The sequence below is a fragment of the Methanosarcina sp. 1.H.A.2.2 genome (assembly GCF_000979975.1).
Taxonomy (GTDB): Archaea; Halobacteriota; Methanosarcinia; order Methanosarcinales; family Methanosarcinaceae; genus Methanosarcina.
Map to the genome: position 1 here is coordinate 21,035 of NZ_JJQL01000002.1, position 15,690 is coordinate 36,724.

A 15,690-nucleotide genomic window follows, 5' to 3' on the forward strand; every position below is an offset into this window, starting at 1 on the left:
AATGCCACTGTTCTGAAAAATGCCACTGTTCTGAAAAATACCACTGTTCTGAAAAATACTTCTACTCTGAAAGAAGACTCTTTTGAAAATTGGAAAAACGAACGGAAAAGAAAGGTTCCGGAAAGTTGGAATTCTCTCCGGTAACCCTGGATTCATATTTTTGAATTATTTACATATCTTCTGGCATTTCGCCGCCCGGACCTGCGCCTGGACCTGCTCTCATGCCTGAGGATGCGATTACGTCGTCAATCCTGAGGATCATGATTGCAGCTTCGGTAGCAGCGTTGATTGCCTGGGTCTTGATCCTGAGGGGTTCGACAACGTTGTTTTCGAACATATCCTCGATCTTTCCGCTGTAGACGTTGAGCCCTGCACGCTTGTTGCCTTTCTCGTGCTGGGAGCGCATTTCCACGAGCATGTCGATTGGGTCAAGCCCTGCGTTTTCTGCAAGGGTTTTCGGAATGACTTCGAGAGCTTCGGCATAGACCTTAACTGCAAGCTGTTCTCTGCCTTTAAGGGTTGCTGCGTATTCCTGGAGTCTGAGGGATAATTCGATTTCAGGTGAGCCGCCGCCCACAACAATCTTCTGGTCTTCGAGAGCAACGCCCACAACTCTGAGGGCATCTTCAAGGGCTCTCTCAATTCCTTCAACTACATGCTCGGTTCCGCCGCGAAGCAGAATTGAGGTGGTCTTACTGTCCTTGCAGCCTGTGACGAAGGTCATTCTGGAACCTGTGACGTCCTTCTCTTCCACAAGGCCTGCATAGCCGAGGTCAGACTCCTCGATTTCATCCATGCTTGTGATTACCTTTGCACCTGTTGCCCTGGAGAGTTTGTCCATGTCACTCTTCTTGATTCTGCGGATCGCGAAAATGCCTGCCTTTGTCATGTAGTACTGGGCAAGGTCGTCAATGCCCTTCTGGCAGAAGACTACATTTGCACCTGTCCTGATTACTTTTTCCACAATTTCCTTGAGCATGGCTTCTTCCTGGTCAAGGAAAAGCTGCATCTGGTCAGGGGCGGTGATCTTTATCTCGGCTTTTGTTTCGGTTTTCTTGAGTTCAATGGGCACGCTCAAGAGCAGGACTTTTGCATCTTTCACTATTTCCGGCATTCCGGTGTGGACACGTTCTTTATCAATGATTACGCCTTCGATAATCTCGGAGTCTTTGATGCTTCCGCCGGGCCTCTTTTCGATCTTGATGTCCTCTATGTCCACTGTGATCTTCCCATCTTCACTTACCTCAACAACTGATTTAACGGCCTTGACTGCAAGTTTGGAAAGGTGATCCTTTTGAGCCTCTGCGCCTTTTCCTGTAATGGCTGTGCCTGCTATTTTCACAAGAGTCTCGGTGTCTTCCGGAGATGCACTGACAGTGATGGTCTCCAGGATCTTTGTAGCCTGGTCTGCTGCAAGCCTGTAGCCGCTTGCGATCACGGTGGGGTGAACGCCGCTTTCAAGCAGGTCTTCTGCCTTTGTCAGGAATTCTCCTGCGAGCACGGCTGCGGTGGTTGTCCCGTCGCCTACTTCGGCATCCTGGGTCTTGGCGACTTCTACGATCATCTTTGCACCTGGGTGCTCGATGTCCATTTCTTTGAGGATTGTTGCTCCGTCGTTGGTGATGACGACGTCTCCCATGGAGTCTACAAGCATCTTGTCCATACCCTTCGGTCCAAGAGTGGTCCTTACTGCCTCAGCTACTGCCTTTGCGGCCATGATGTTGTTGTGCTGGGCGTCGGAACCGTGGGTTCTCTTGCTGCCTTCTCTCAAAATAAAAATCGGTTGTGCTGCCAAAATTTAATCTCCTTTATAATGATATGAATTTCTATGAATTTTTATCAGTAGTATTTCTGAGCACGTTATCTTTGTGCGTAATTTTTCATATTCTTAATGCAAGCACTTCTATATAAGAATTCCTCTGGATGTCAGGTTTTGAATCTTTAAAATGGGGTCTTCTGGTCCTTTTAATACCTTTTTTTTGGTTGGTTTTGAAGGTATCTTAAATCCGGGTGTATTTCTTAGAGTATTTTATTTTCTTCCGGCTTTCAAGGCTTTTTTGCTATCATTCTTTGCTTTTTCTGACTCAACTATTCTTTTTTATTGAAAGAGCCTCCCCTGACGGAACCTATTCTTTTTTCTTCATTCCGATATTTTTTAACTATTGGTTGAAAAAAGAGTTTCTAGAAGCCAAGTTTATAGGTATGAATTTTTTTTCCCTTGCATGAGGACGATTTTTATTTTTTTAAATACAGGGAGCTTTGTATTTTTCAAAAAAAGGCAGTATGCTAATGGCAGTATGCTAATAATTCTCTTAAAAAAGGTTGGATCGAAGGAATCCCGAAATTTTTCCTCCGATTTTTTGTGTACAGGGTTTTGTACGTTGAATTCTCACTGCTTTTTTGATGCTTTTTTAATGCGTTTTTATGTACTCGATCATCCGCGGAGTAAGCAATGGAATTATCTCGGGCAGCATGTTAGGCATCAGGTTTTCCATTGCCTTTGGCATGAGGTCCGGGAGCTGCTCTCTCATGTAATCAGGCATCGGGACCCGTCTCTCAACAGCCTTAAGCATATCAGGCATGACCTTCGGCATGACAGAAGGCATGAGCATAGGCATCATTATGGGCATCATGGGCTTCATCATGGCGTCCATTCCGGGCACATACTTGACCATCTTCATCATGGCCTGAAGGGGAGCTGGCATTGCGGCCATCATCTGGGGCAGGAGTTCTACCATCAGGTCGGTCATGTTTTCGGGCTGCATGAGGGCGATCATCTTCTCAAAGGGCATCCATGACTGCAGGGCGTAGTTTGTCGTGTCCGGGATGTCATAGCCGAGGCTTCTTGCCACAAGGGCGCCGAGGTCCTGGGATTCTATGTTCATGTTGTTTTTCTCGGCGGCGACACGGAACTGGACCGTACAGCAGGGACACAGGGCCGCAATGATGTCTGCGTTTACATCTACAGCTTCCTGAAGCCTCATGCCTCCAAGTTTATATGCAACCGGTGGCTCGGCAATAAGGCTCACCACTGATCCACAGCAGTGGGCCTGTTCCCTGTTGTGTTCAAGTTCTCTGAACTGGATGCCGGGGATGGCTTTCAAAAGTTCCCTTGGGGGTTCGTATACCTTGCCCCCGGCTCTTCCCAGGTGGCAGGAGTCATGCCAGGCAACCACTTTATTCAGAGGTTTCTTGAATTTGGGCTTCAGCACTTCCAGGCGCTCCACCAGGACTTCGGAATAGTGCTTTGTCTCAAGCCCGTATTCAATGCCCAGTTTTTCCGCCCACTGGGGATAGACCGTGTGCCACATGAGCCAGCAGGCAGGGCAGGAAGTGATCACGGTTTTTACGCCTTTCTTTTTCATGTTCGAGACGTTCATCCGCATGATCTTTTCAAATACATCCCACTTCCCGGCAACGAGCATGGGAATTCCACAGCAGGCCTCCTTGTCTCCCAGCCCTGTGAACTCGATTCCTGCATCGTCGAGCATACGCACAGCCCCGACAGCTACGTCTTTTTCCACAAAGGACGCCGTACAGCCTGCAAAGTAGGCATACTCGGCTTTGTCTTTCATTTTTGCCCTGATGTCGTCAGGAATCCATTTGTCCCTGTCTTTGCTGAGGTTTGCCCAGATGTTTCTCTCCTTCAGAAGGCTTGCAGCCATGATCTCAAAGGGTGGGAAGGTCATCTTTTTCTCTTCATCAACCAGCTTTCCGCGCATTGTCATCCAGGCATGTTCGATTGGCATGTCCAGCTCACAGCGGGCGTCGCACATCTGGCAGGTGGTGCAGGCGAGGAAGGTGTTCGTTTGCCTCTGGTCAAGCTTTTCCCGACCAGCCAGGTATTCTTTGATGAAGAACCATTTTCCCCGGGGCGACTGAGCCTCCCAGCCCCTGCCGTAGTACTGGTCGCACTCGCTCACACAGTATCCGCACTGGGAACAGGAGTAGGCAAGTTCGACAATGTCTGCCGGGATGTCCTTTTCGTCTTTGAAGGAAACTTCTCCGATCCCGGACATATTTCCAACAAGCCTTCCCATGGGTTCGAAGGAAGAGCCGAGGGACACGGCGGTGTTCAGGAGCCCTTTCCCGTCCAGGGTCTCAGGGTTCATGATTCCATTGGGGTCGAATTCTTTCCTGAGGGCTTCTATTTCCGAAAGCCGGTCTCCAAAGACACTCTTTTTCTTCGAGGCAAAGAATAGGCCGGAAGAATAGGCCCTGCCTCCGTTTTCTTCTGCAATTTTCAGGATGCTCAGGGAAAGGGCAAAGGCCGTATTGAAGAGTAAGGAGCGTTCGGAGTGGCGCATGAAGCAGAGTAGTACAACGTTTCCGTCACTGATAACCATCCCTTCGGTGAGCACCGGGAGTTTTATCCTCTTTTCAATTTCTTCAAAAGCACTATCCATCTTTTCAAGCGGCACCAGGATCTCAGCAGGGATGAAGGAGGGGCCGAGCCTTTTAACCTTCATGGACTTGAACCATTCCTCGGTCTCGTGCTTTGCAATCTCTTCGGGAAGGACCGTTCCACCTGCACTCTCGATTGCTTCTTTGAGGCCGGAGACGTTCCTGGAGGCAGGGTACATGAAGGTACAGACGTAAGCAACAGGCAACACTGGCCTGTGTTTGTCCACGATTTCCCCATAGTGGAGTTTTTGGGGCGATTTGTTTTTCATGTCCGCCCATTCGGGGTTCAGGAATGAGATGGACCAGAGGGGTATGTTCTTTTTCCTTATCGTTTCTACCGCTTTTTTCATGGCTGAAGCGTCGGGGAAGCTGGCGGAAACAGCTTTTCTCTCTTCGAGCTTCTGGACTTTCAGGGTAATTTCGGTGATAATACCCGTGGTCCCCATTGTCCCTATTAACTTCTTGAGTTCGGGGCCGGAAAAGTCCCTTATTTTTCCGTTGGGGAGAACAACCCGGGCTTTTTCCATGCTCTCGTAGCCCCATCCGAATTCATAACTTCCATATCCGGCTCCGCTCTGAGCCAGCCAGCCCCCTACGGTCGAGGATGGAGCGCTTGAAGGGATCGCCCTGACAGAAAGCCCTTTCTCTTTCAGCTTCCTATCTAAATTTTCCCAGATAAGCCCGCTCTGCACCACTGCTTTCTGCCCTTCGGGGTCGATGCTTATGATCTTATTCAGTAATGTGACATCGGCAACTATGCCTCCCTTTGTAGGGATCACTCCGCCATACCCGGAGGACGCCCCTGCACGGGGAACAACCGGAATCTGGTGCCTGTTTGCAAATTCCAGAAGTTTTACTGCATCTTCTTCCGTCCGGATTTTTACAACAGCTGCAGGGTCAGTGTTCCCTATTACTTTCTTGACAAGTGGGGGTAAGGCTCCTATATCGTGGTTATAATAGTGGCGATCGCGTTTGTCAAGATTGACGCATTCCCCGAAGAGTTCGGTGAGTTCTGTTTTCTGGGTTGCTGAAAGTTCAGGTACACTTCTTGCTGTCATATTCTTCTCCTCCTGAATTATGGCCTATTTGTGGACACTGATTTGTGGACACTTTACAGTATGCGCAGATGGTTGCATTAAAGCCAGATTCTGAAAATGTTTTTTGGCTCCCCTATAGTCTATATTATATAATTATAAAATAAAAATATTCGTTTTGTGAGATATGCCGTTTTACCGTTTTTGCGGAAAATAAAAAATAATAAACAAAAAAATAAAAAATATAAATCAGAACTTCAGGGCATCTTTGGGACAGACACTCACACAACGCCCGCATTTGATACAGTCGGGTTTTGTCTCGATCTGGCAGACCTTTAGCTGCATGGGACAGACTTTTTCGCATTTCTTGCAGCTGATGCATTTGTCTTTTTCAAGCTGAAGCTGGTACCTCTTTCCTCCTAGCAGGTTCTGGGCTGTTCCCATTGGACAGAAGGAACACCAGGTCCTCGGGCTCAGGTAGCTGCCGAGAAGGACTGCAATTGCGGTTGTTACAAGGCATATGGTGACAAAGATCATCCCTATCTTTTCAAAGGCGTTCAGGGTTCCGATGACACTTGAAATCCTGTAGCCCATAACGCCCATCATCAGGAGAAAGATAGGAATGCGCACCCACAGGCTCCTTAAGATGCCTGGGATCTTCTTTTTACTTGAAATTTTACTGATCCAGAAATCAGCAAGGCTTCCCCGGGGGCAGAGGTTTCCGCAGAACCATCTGCCTCTGAAGGGGCTGATAAGGAAGATTGCTGCAAAGATAAGCAACATGAAATATCCGAGTGGGGGGTACCAGAGCCCTCCTATGGAAACAATAAGTACAAGGATTCCCAGATAGGGAGTGATTTTGAGCATTTTAAATTAACCTCCGTTTTCCCATTGTTCAAGTTCCTGTCCGAGTCTGTCGGCCCAGGATTGTACAATTTTTAGAATGACATTTTTAATCTGGTTTCTTGAATGGATTTTATAAATGAATACATAGCCTCCTCCGTCAAGGTTCTGCTGTGACCTCTGGAGGATCCCTTTTTCGTGCAGCTTTTTCACGGAACGCTGGACCGTAGAAATATCCAGGTCCAGAGATCTTGAAAGAGTGTCAGTATCAACCCATTTTTCGGGTTCATTTAAGAAGTGCTTCATAACATTCAGATCAGCTTTTGTAAGGCTGAGAGCGCACTTGATCACATCTTCTACTTTGAATTCCTTGCAGGCAAAGTCTATTATTCCAATCCCTCCTCTCTTCTACAGTACTGTAATATTATATCCGGAGTATATATATACTGGCAAGTACGGCATACTACAGGCAAAAATACGAAGTACCGGAATTTCTTTTATCTATTCGCTCTTTTTCAGAGGTTTCCAGTCAATTAAGCTTATGTTCCCAGCATAAGCCATATGCCTTAAATAAAACAAATTTACCTGATTAAAAATAATCCTATTTCTATTTCATTTCTGGTTGTGTTTAGAGAACATTCCTTTCATATAATATTCCGTTTTCCAGAATATTTATGTTTTTTCCTTTTTGTAGAATTCTCTCTTTTTTTCCAGGGTATTTTCTCTAATTTGCCTGGTAATGTGTCCGCCCCCTGCCCCCTAGAGATAGATTTTTATACTCCTTTTACAATCTGCAAATTACGGTTTAATGAGCTTGTTTGATTTGAGGTTTTTTTTCCACAAAGAAATCCGGTCTAAAATATGTTTTCTGCTCATTAATATCCACATATACTCCACAAAAAACCGGCAGGTTTCTCCTTTTATCCTGCCGGATACAAACACTTCTTTTAATTAAAGTATACTTGATTCAAAAAAATTTGTATTCTTCTCCATACCTTTTCCCCAGGCTCCCTACTTTTCCTTCTGCAGGCAGATCTTTTCCTTATCAGTTTACAGGGGAAACTCGGGAGTTTCCCCGACTGCCAGCACTTACATCCCAAGAGCCGTCTGTGTAATCGTATTTTCTATTTCGTTCTTCAGTTCTTCCGGGATTCCCCTTATCCCAACATCCAGGAAGCCCCTTATGATCATTCCAATGGCTTCTTCTTCGGTAAGCCCTCTTGCCATCAGGTACTCTACCTGGTCTTTGGCAATTTTCCCCACGGCTGCCTCATGAGTAAGCTCTATATCATCTACATTTGCCTCAAGGATGGGGATTGCTAGCTGACTTCCTTTGTCGGTAAGGACAAGCCCTTTGCATTCCAGGTGCCCTTTTGCACCCTTTGCATTGCCTATCATTTCTCCCCGTGCAATTAGTCTCCCGCCGATTGTGATTGTTCTCGATATCAGCTCCGCTCTCGTATCCGGGGCGTTGAAAATTGCCCTGCTTCCAAGGTCAAGTTCGGAACCCCGGTGGGCAATTGCTATGGTGTTGAGCCTTGTCACCGCTCCCTTCCCTTCGAGCATTACAGTTGGGTAGGTCTGTACGGAACGTACGGGTTTCAGGCAAATGTAATTGCTTACGTAAGTCCCACCCTCTTCGACGTGTACAACAGTTCTCGGGCGGACTCCTATCTGTTCAGCCCAGTTGTGGATCATTGTGAAATTCAGAGTGGCGCCTTTTTTTACATACATCTCGGATATTCCAAGGTGCAGGCCTTCTTCAACTCCCTTTTTGGCGGTACAGCCTGTGATAATATCAAGACTTGCTCCTTCCTCGACGACTATGATATTATGCACTGTCTGGGATACCTTTTTGCTTCCCAGCATAAGGCAGGTCTGGACAGGCATGGAAGATTTCTTTCCTGCAGGCGCACGGATAAAGTAACCATCCGCATTTTCAAGGTAGGTTTTTGCCGTGTACTTGTCAGCATCCACCTGCACGAGTTTCCAGGAGTAATCTTTGAGCCATTCATACTTTTCAAGGGCTTCATGCGTGGACATTAGTTCCACATTCTCATCTTTCAGAGAGGAGTGTGAGACTGCATTATCCAGTACCAGAAAACTGCCTGATCTGCCTTCTTCGCTTGGGATTACCCCTACCTGAAGCAGGGTTCTTTTACTGTCCTCGTCAAGAGTTTGAAGATCTTCAATAGGCTTGCTGACCTTAGAGCCGTCCTCATATTTTGCCAGTTCAAAATCCTCTCCAAAAGTCGCCTTTTTCTCAGTTGCGCTCTCAGCTCTCTTTTTCAGGCTCACTTCATCAGTCTGCATGTTATACACTCCTGATACCCTTTGTTTTTTATTTCTTCCAGCATTTTCAGGGGATTTCCTGAACACATGACCGTTCCATTACAGAGAATATACCCTTTGTCTGCCTGCACATAATCCAGAACCTGGCCTGTATGAGTAATGATAAGGGCGGATTTTCCCTTTTTGCATCTCTCACCCGGGCAGTCCATACCTTCTTCGAGAAGTCCTTTTATTGTCATTCCGACCTGTTCGATGCTTACAAGATCCACCCCGGACTCAGGCTCGTCCAGAAGGTAGAGGCTCGGATTCTGGGCTGCAAGCTGCAGAAGCTCAGAGCGTTTGATTTCTCCGCCTGAAAAACCCACATTTACATCCCTGTCCAGAAAGCGCTTCATATCAAGGTTTTCGGCAAGTTTTTCAGGATCCTTTTTTCCTTTCGATGCTACTTTTACAAGGTCCCTCAGTTTAATTCCTGACATGTCTGGAGGACGCTGCATCATGATACCCAGTCCGCGGCGGGCTCTTTCATCCACTGGAAGATTGGTAATATCTTCTCCATTGAACAGTATCCTGCCTTTCACAATCCTGTACTCGCTAAAGCCCATGATTGTCCTCATAAGGGCTGACTTTCCGGCTCCGTTTGGCCCGAAAAGTACATTTGTATACCCTTTTTCAACCTCGAGGTTCACGTCATGAAGCAAAATTTTTCCGTTGACCTCTACAGTCAGGTCTTCTATTTTCAGCATCGATGTTTCTCCCTTAATCTCATTTTTGATACGGTTTCCCCGATTCCTTTTTCCGTATCTCAAGAAGTAGCCGTTCAAAGTGCGTTTATTTGAATTATATTATGTATGGCAGAAATAACCATAAAATCAGACTGTTCTGGCAGTCCTGTCTGATTTCCAGTTCTCTGCATAAAGTCCTTTATTCCTGTTGGAGGACATTGTATTTCTAACCATATGTTTTCTCAGTGTCTCCTTAACCTATTTTTTAATTAAAGTGCTAAGGTTAGGGGGGCGTGGGGTTCAGTCACTGAAACATCGCAAGCAAGGGGGGCGGTTCTCAAATCTGGACAAAGACGGTAGATGTTTCCGTTTTACCAGATTTAATCAATAACTCACGGACACTGCCAGTTAGGGATCATGTAATAAATTGAGATTACTATAGGATTAAAACGAAAGTAATTTCTCTTAAGCAGAAATGGTTTTTTGAAAAGAAAGTAATTGTTTGAAAAGAAAGTAATTGTTTGAAAAGAAAGTAATTGTTTGAAAAGAAAGTATGTTCCTTTTAATTCGCATTTACTGAAGTTCAAAGCGCATGCCAGCTCGAGTTTCCATATATTTTGAGGGGAAAGTATCTTTTATTTTTCCCTTATGGGTTGTGCAGTGCCCTGCTGCTATCAATTCCATCTCTTTAAGCCTCTCGAACCTATCGCTATCATGCAGCCCTCCAATAATTCCTTTAATATCCCCATAATAAAGAGCAGCATCCATAATTGCATCAAGTCCCGGATGAGCACAGCCTGTAAGTACATAGGAACCGTTTTCTGTGCCCAGGACAAGGGACTGTTCTTTGATTTTATCTCCCAGTTCTCCTGTGCTCCAGATCCCATTAGATATCTCTAAGGCTTCCTTTACCTCTACAAGGTCAGCCCTCTTCTTAATTTCCCTTTTGAGTTTCTCTGAAAAAGATGAAGGTACATAAACAGTGAGTCCGGGATTTGCATGAAGGATCTCGGGCAGACCCCCTATATGGTCCCAGTGCTGATGGGAAAGGACCAGTTTACTTATACAGGCAGGACTGATGCCAATTTTCTCCATATGCTTGAGAAGCAGAGTTCCGTCCCATCCAGTATCGAAAAGGAGGATTTCTCTGTCTGTTTCAAGTAGAGCCGAAAATCCCCAGCTTCCTGTAAAACCAGGGTATGCTTCATTATCATACAGCACTGTTAGCCTGAGCATCTGCCTGCCTCAAATTTTGAATATTCTTATTATTATGTTTCTAAACGTATCCGGTCATATTTCTGACATTGTTCGGTAATCCAGTACAGTGGAAATCGGGTTTGTTTCAATTTCAATTCCCGTTTCCTCAAGGGCACAGATCCCGTTAATACCTCCCACTACTGCAACCCCGAACTTTCCTGTTTCAACCGGAGCTCCAAGTAGAAACTCATCAATTTCTCCTGTAGTGATACATCCTGCCAAACCCACCTTTGCTGCCCTTTTCATAATTTCTCCTGCCTTCTCATAGGCCGAAGAATTTATCTGCCGCATATTGGCAAGGATTTTTCCTTCTCCTTTTTCAAGCACCTCAAGGACTGAGGTAGGAGCTCTATTCATGAAAATCTTTATCGGGTCAATGGAAGTCCCGCTGTAGGAGATCAGTTCAAGAAAACGTGCTGGTTTCCTGTTTTCTATCTGGAGGATCCCTCCATAGGCGGGTTCGACAGGAATTCCTGCTTTCAGGAGAAGCCCATCAAAAGTGACGCTACATACGGTAGCTATTCCTATTTTCCCCGGAGGGAGAGGTATTTCAGGTCCTGAATCCTCTTCGAAGATTCTGACCCTCGGGCTTATCATGTACCCGGAGTGGGCTGTATACGAAATCAAATCAATAACAGTTTCGAAATCGTCTTTGTCAAAATAAGAAATATTTGCCACTACATCCCCTGTATCTGTTTCGGGGTTATAAGTGGTCCTGAATGCCATTTCTTCGATCCTGGAGATTACAAAACCAAAACGATCCCCTATGAGGGCATCATTCATCTCATTTTCTCCAAGGTCCGTAAGTGTACGCCCGGCATATCCGTGTTTGTGTGTAAACCCTCTCTCATCCAGGATCCTCAGGTGGTAGCGGACAGCCCGTTCTCCTATATCATAGCCCCGGTTGTTCAGTTCGTCAGCTATGGCCCGGGCACCTATGGGTTTGTCACTTTCGTGAATCACCCTCATGATTTCAATGAGTTTTCGCTCTATTTGCGGATCCATCATGTCTATAACACCGTTATACCCTGTATCAATTCCGTGAACTTTACGGATAATCGTGATAAAACCACAAAGACCACACATTGAATCATTTTGTGAGTGGTCTCAATGAGTAAATTTAAGTGGTTTCAGTAGAAGTTTCAGTAAGTAGTTTTCCGGGACGCCTCAATGAGTTTTTCAGTGAGTTCCGGTTCAGTATAATTATTTTTGAATATAATTGGCTATTTCTTGCTTACTCCAAACGGATTCAATCCTGCTTTTAAATACTCAATTATAGTAAATCTTTTCGTACTTAATATAAGTTTGTCTTATTCAACTTCATAAAACCTCAGCAGGAAACCCGTTAAATCTTTTGATTTAGCGGGTAGTTGACAATAACTGCTGCTGAAAATCTCGGAAAAGATCATTTTCCAGACAACAAAAAGTTCTTTAACAATCTCTTTATTAACTTTTTTTATCTCTAAGGTGGGAAGACCCCTTTTCCTCAGCATATCCGGTTTACTGGATATGACAGGTAGGGGATGAGCCTGGGGATTTACTGGCAATTGGCCGGAAGTATGAATCCGGAAGCCCGTTAAATCTTTAGATTTAGCGGGTAGTTCACACCAGCTTTACAATTCCAGGTTCGGGAGAATAAAGCTCTCCTGTTTCCAGAAGTTTCTTCAAAATTAAATCAAATTTCTCCTGACTTATCCCTTTTTCCATAGCTTTCTCACAAAACTCTTCAATTCCGATTTTCCCATCCGAAACCTTAAGGATCTCATTGAGGATCGATTTCTGGTCTTTTTTCGCGGCTGTGCTTCCAGAAGAAGTTCCGGGTCCCGGTTGAGCTGGTCCTTTCAGGGCCTGGTCTCCGGGGTTTGAGTTTCCGGCTTCTTTCGGAAAGGTTTTCAGGGAAAAAGTTTCTTTTCCGTTTCCGGAAAGTTCAGCCTGCAAGCGAGTTCTGAAGTCCACAGCTTCGGATAATTCTTCGAAAGAGCCGAATATTCTGAGTTTTCGCGCCTGCAGGAGGGCTCCGCAGTGCTGGCATCTAAGGGTTTTCTTCCCGGTCTCTGTTATTTGGGCCTGCTGCCTGCATTTAGGGCACACTACCACAACATAACGTGAGTCTCCGGGGTTTTCTCCAAACTCCATCTCTTCTCACCTTCCGTACCTTCTCTGCCTTTTCTGAAAATCCCTTATCACTCTCATAAGGTCTATTTTTCGTACATCTTCCCAGTTGACATCCGTAAAATAGAGTTCCGAATATACGGATTGCCAGACAAGGAAATCCGAAAGTTTCTGCCCTCCCGAACGGATCATTATATCAGGTTCATGCTTGACAAGGAGGTGTGATTCAAGCATTTTTTCGTCTACTTCTTCCGGTCTGATGCTTCCCGCCTTGATCTCCTCAAGTATAGAAAGTACAGACCTGGTGATTTCCCCTCTTCCTCCAAAACCAAGTGATACATATACAAAAAAATCCCCGCCCTGCCGGCTGCTCTTTATTTCCCCTTCAAGGCCATATATTTCATAACCTGTTCCGGAAAGAAGATCTATGAAACTTTCTTCCAATCTGGTTCCAAGTGTTGACGCAAGCTCGGTTTTCACCGGTTGATCAGTCTTAAGAATATCAACATAAATGCTCACGAGTTCTACCTTAAACTTTTTAAACGTGAGAAGCGCGGCCAGAAGTTTTTCCATCCCTTTAGGGTCAAGGAGATCGGTTTCCTTGAGTATGATAGCCACATGCGCCGGGGTCTTTGTAGTTGATCTCGTTATTTGCCAGGCCAGGTACCTCTCATAGAGGGGATAACCAAAAGAAAGCAGATCCATCGAGTATTCATCCTAAAAAAGCCTTAAATGGCCTGGTATTTATTTCTCATTGTTTTTATCCGGTTTCAGGTTTTTCTCAGGTATGCAGTTTTTTAGGCTCGTTTTACAACCAGTTATTTTGCAGTAGAGACGATTTTGATTACATCCCCATTTTTCAGCTCGTGTTTTTCACCAAGTCTGAGTCTCGTCCTTGCATCCACAGCGTACAGGAAACGATCTCCTATCTCGGTATGGATCTGGTATGCAAGGTCGTGGCAGGTAGAACCTCTTTTCATAAGGTAAGCATCTGGCAGCATATTCCCTACTTTGTCGGACCATTTTCCTTCGTCTTCTACGGGATATACTACAATAAGGTCCAGAAGTTCAAAGACAGTCCTGTTTATGCACTCCTGAACCCCGGTGGTGCCAAGCCGTTCAACTACTTTATGGATGGCTTCAAGCCCTTTCTTCTGGGCATTTGTAAGATCTTCCGTAAGCACCTCGAAGTCTCCATTTCCTGGCGTGTACTTGATTATTCCACTTTTTGCAGCGGATTTCAAAGCCAGTTCGGCTGCTGCACTCGTAGGTACTACTATCCTGTCAAGTTCTTTGAGTTTTTTCAGGTTTTCTCCTGGGGCAATATCTGCCTTATTTGCAGCGATAAGGAGAGGTTTACTGAACTCTCTCATAGTATCACAGAGCCGGATCATGTCTTCTTCAGTCCATTTTATATGATCCACCCTTGCAAGCCCTGTGTCAATTAAGGCAGCATTTACGTGAGATTCCTTTATCCCTGCCCCCGCAAGCTGTTCTGAAATTACGATTTCAAGCTTTAACCCTTCTGCCTGGATCTTCCTGGAAAGCTTCACCCAGTTCCTTTCCAGAATTCCATAGAGCCACATGGTAATTTCCCTGTTCAGGAAAGCTACATCCTCAAGAGGGTCATGGTCTCCTATTTCTACAGGGTTGCCCTCAGCGTCTGTCCCGCCCGAGGCATCTACAACATGAATTATTGCCTGAGCCTGTCGGAGCTCGTCCAGGAAAGTGTTTCCAAGTCCTCTCCCTTTGCATGCGTCCGGCACAAGCCCTGCAACGTCAATGATATCAATCGGAACATGTCTGATTCCGTCCACACACTTTCCGCATGTTTTTTCCTTCTCTTTACAGGGGCACTCAGCCTGAACATATGTGACACCGTGGTTGGCGTTTATAGTTGTGAAGGGATAATTTGCAATCTCAACATCTGCGAGGGTAGCTGCTTTGAAGACGGTGGACTTGCCCGCATTGGGCTTTCCTGCAAGGCCTATGGTCATCGACATAAATTATAAAAACGAACTTGTTGCATTTAATCTTTATTGATATTGAAGCCTTAGAAACAGGGTTTTTTCCTCAATTTTCAGGGAAAACGGACAGATGCATTGCAGATTCAGCCGTATCTTGAGTAACAAAGTTTATATGCTAGAATGTGCTTATCAATGGTACTCGCTTGCGTCCCGATAGGGTAGTGGATATCCTTGAGGCCTGCGGAGCCTTAGACCTGAGTTCAAGTCTCAGTCGGGACGTAAATTCTTATTTTCATTTATTCTTCTTTGATTATTCACCGCATGTTCATCTGGATTTTTGTCTCTTATGACTTTTTGTACCCTGCTATTCTTTTTACTACTTTTTTACCGGATCTTTTGATTTGGTCGTCTTCGCTATGTAGTTGATATCTCGGTATTAAAGCTCCCAGCAAGATTATTGAGTTTTTTTTCAACTGTACGCAGGCGAGGGAAACCTTGCGCTGAGGGCGAGATAAAACGTGAGATCATATTTGCAGTCATTTCGGAATAGTACCTGCCAATTAATCAGGGAGTTCCTTAAGATTATATGTGCATGGATTTCGAAATGATTTACGGTTTGAATTTAAAATCAACGTCACCAGTTATTCAATTGTAAAATTTGTTTGAATTTTAAGACGGTATTTACTTCTATTTATCTAAATATTTATCTTTTTTGAACAAACCCGTGTTATTTTTTTTATAAAAATTGCTTAAATGGTGATTATTTTTCTTTTTATTAACAAAAACTATTTTTATTTAAAATATCTGACGATACTTTTTATGCTTAAAACATATAAAACTTTTCGAGATTTGATGTAAATTTCATAAAACAGTCTCTGCAGCAGTTCTCAATACTATAAGATTTTTTTGTATAACCGGAGCAACAAGAATGAAACCCAATGCGTTCTCTGCGCTGGCACTAGTGTCGTGGCAACTTAATTTTGAGTCCTATTTATAAGCTTTGAATCCCATCTGTATCTTCATTCATGGCAAAAATAAAACTTGAAGAAGATGAAG

The 15,690-nt window shown here is 44.8% G+C and carries 12 protein-coding genes and 1 tRNA gene; 1 reads left to right on the plus strand and 12 read right to left on the minus strand.

The annotated features are described in order from the left end of the window. Positions 1 to 169 precede the first annotated feature (169 nt). The 12 genes from thsB to EO93_RS00180 form a co-directional block, all read right to left on the minus strand. On the minus strand, positions 170 to 1,795 hold the full coding sequence (gene thsB, locus EO93_RS00125) for a thermosome subunit beta (RefSeq protein WP_048133568.1): 1,626 nt from the start codon (positions 1,793 to 1,795) through the stop codon (positions 170 to 172). A gap of 616 nt (positions 1,796 to 2,411) precedes the next feature. Next, positions 2,412 to 5,462, minus strand: a complete 3,051-nt coding sequence (locus tag EO93_RS00130; protein ID WP_048160458.1) for an FAD-binding and (Fe-S)-binding domain-containing protein — start codon at positions 5,460 to 5,462, stop codon at positions 2,412 to 2,414. 225 nt (positions 5,463 to 5,687) lie between these two features. Continuing rightward, positions 5,688 to 6,305, minus strand: a complete 618-nt coding sequence (locus EO93_RS00135) for a 4Fe-4S binding protein (protein ID WP_200895016.1) — start codon at positions 6,303 to 6,305, stop codon at positions 5,688 to 5,690. 6 nt (positions 6,306 to 6,311) lie between these two features. Next, positions 6,312 to 6,671, minus strand: coding sequence for a TrmB family transcriptional regulator (locus tag EO93_RS00140; protein ID WP_048133566.1), 360 nt, complete (start codon positions 6,669 to 6,671; stop codon positions 6,312 to 6,314). Between the two features lie 699 nt (positions 6,672 to 7,370). Next, positions 7,371 to 8,594: a SufD family Fe-S cluster assembly protein gene (locus EO93_RS00145; RefSeq protein WP_048160460.1), complete on the minus strand. Its 1,224-nt coding sequence runs from the start codon at positions 8,592 to 8,594 to the stop codon at positions 7,371 to 7,373. Then, complete coding sequence (locus EO93_RS00150; protein WP_048160462.1) at positions 8,576 to 9,319, minus strand: ABC transporter ATP-binding protein; 744 nt, start codon at positions 9,317 to 9,319, stop codon at positions 8,576 to 8,578. The genes EO93_RS00145 and EO93_RS00150 overlap by 19 nt, the downstream gene beginning before the upstream one ends. Before the next feature lie 552 nt (positions 9,320 to 9,871). Next, entirely contained in the window at positions 9,872 to 10,534 is a 663-nt protein-coding gene (locus EO93_RS00155) for an MBL fold metallo-hydrolase (RefSeq protein ID WP_048160464.1), read from the minus strand. A gap of 54 nt (positions 10,535 to 10,588) precedes the next feature. Further along, complete coding sequence (locus EO93_RS00160; RefSeq protein ID WP_048133562.1) at positions 10,589 to 11,563, minus strand: DUF128 domain-containing protein; 975 nt, start codon at positions 11,561 to 11,563, stop codon at positions 10,589 to 10,591. Positions 11,564 to 11,865: 302 nt separating this feature from the next. Beyond that, positions 11,866 to 12,102, minus strand: coding sequence for a hypothetical protein (locus tag EO93_RS00165; protein ID WP_156161182.1), 237 nt, complete (start codon positions 12,100 to 12,102; stop codon positions 11,866 to 11,868). Positions 12,103 to 12,157: 55 nt separating this feature from the next. Beyond that, positions 12,158 to 12,691: a DUF5817 domain-containing protein gene (locus tag EO93_RS00170; RefSeq protein WP_048160467.1), complete on the minus strand. Its 534-nt coding sequence runs from the start codon at positions 12,689 to 12,691 to the stop codon at positions 12,158 to 12,160. Between the two features lie 6 nt (positions 12,692 to 12,697). Further along, positions 12,698 to 13,372, minus strand: a complete 675-nt coding sequence (locus tag EO93_RS00175; RefSeq protein WP_048160469.1) for an undecaprenyl diphosphate synthase family protein — start codon at positions 13,370 to 13,372, stop codon at positions 12,698 to 12,700. Positions 13,373 to 13,485: 113 nt separating this feature from the next. Beyond that, positions 13,486 to 14,670 (minus strand): redox-regulated ATPase YchF, encoded by a 1,185-nt coding sequence (locus tag EO93_RS00180; protein ID WP_048133558.1) that lies wholly within the window; start codon positions 14,668 to 14,670, stop codon positions 13,486 to 13,488. Between the two features lie 171 nt (positions 14,671 to 14,841). Here EO93_RS00180 and EO93_RS00185 point away from each other — a divergent pair. Beyond that, a tRNA-Arg gene (locus EO93_RS00185) sits at positions 14,842 to 14,913 on the plus strand. The last annotated feature ends 777 nt before the right edge of the window (positions 14,914 to 15,690 follow it).

Coding starts and splice junctions, on each gene's coding strand:
- EO93_RS00150 (WP_048160462.1), bottom strand. CDS start 9,319: ATGCTGAAAATAGAAGACCTGACTGTAGAGGTCAACGGAAAAATTTTG.
- EO93_RS00135 (WP_200895016.1), bottom strand. CDS start 6,305: ATGCTCAAAATCACTCCCTATCTGGGAATCCTTGTACTTATTGTTTCC.
- EO93_RS00180 (WP_048133558.1), bottom strand. CDS start 14,670: ATGTCGATGACCATAGGCCTTGCAGGAAAGCCCAATGCGGGCAAGTCC.
- EO93_RS00170 (WP_048160467.1), bottom strand. CDS start 12,691: ATGGAGTTTGGAGAAAACCCCGGAGACTCACGTTATGTTGTGGTAGTG.
- EO93_RS00175 (WP_048160469.1), bottom strand. CDS start 13,372: ATGGATCTGCTTTCTTTTGGTTATCCCCTCTATGAGAGGTACCTGGCC.
- EO93_RS00130 (WP_048160458.1), bottom strand. CDS start 5,462: ATGACAGCAAGAAGTGTACCTGAACTTTCAGCAACCCAGAAAACAGAA.
- EO93_RS00160 (WP_048133562.1), bottom strand. CDS start 11,563: ATGATGGATCCGCAAATAGAGCGAAAACTCATTGAAATCATGAGGGTG.
- EO93_RS00145 (WP_048160460.1), bottom strand. CDS start 8,594: ATGCAGACTGATGAAGTGAGCCTGAAAAAGAGAGCTGAGAGCGCAACT.
- EO93_RS00155 (WP_048160464.1), bottom strand. CDS start 10,534: ATGCTCAGGCTAACAGTGCTGTATGATAATGAAGCATACCCTGGTTTT.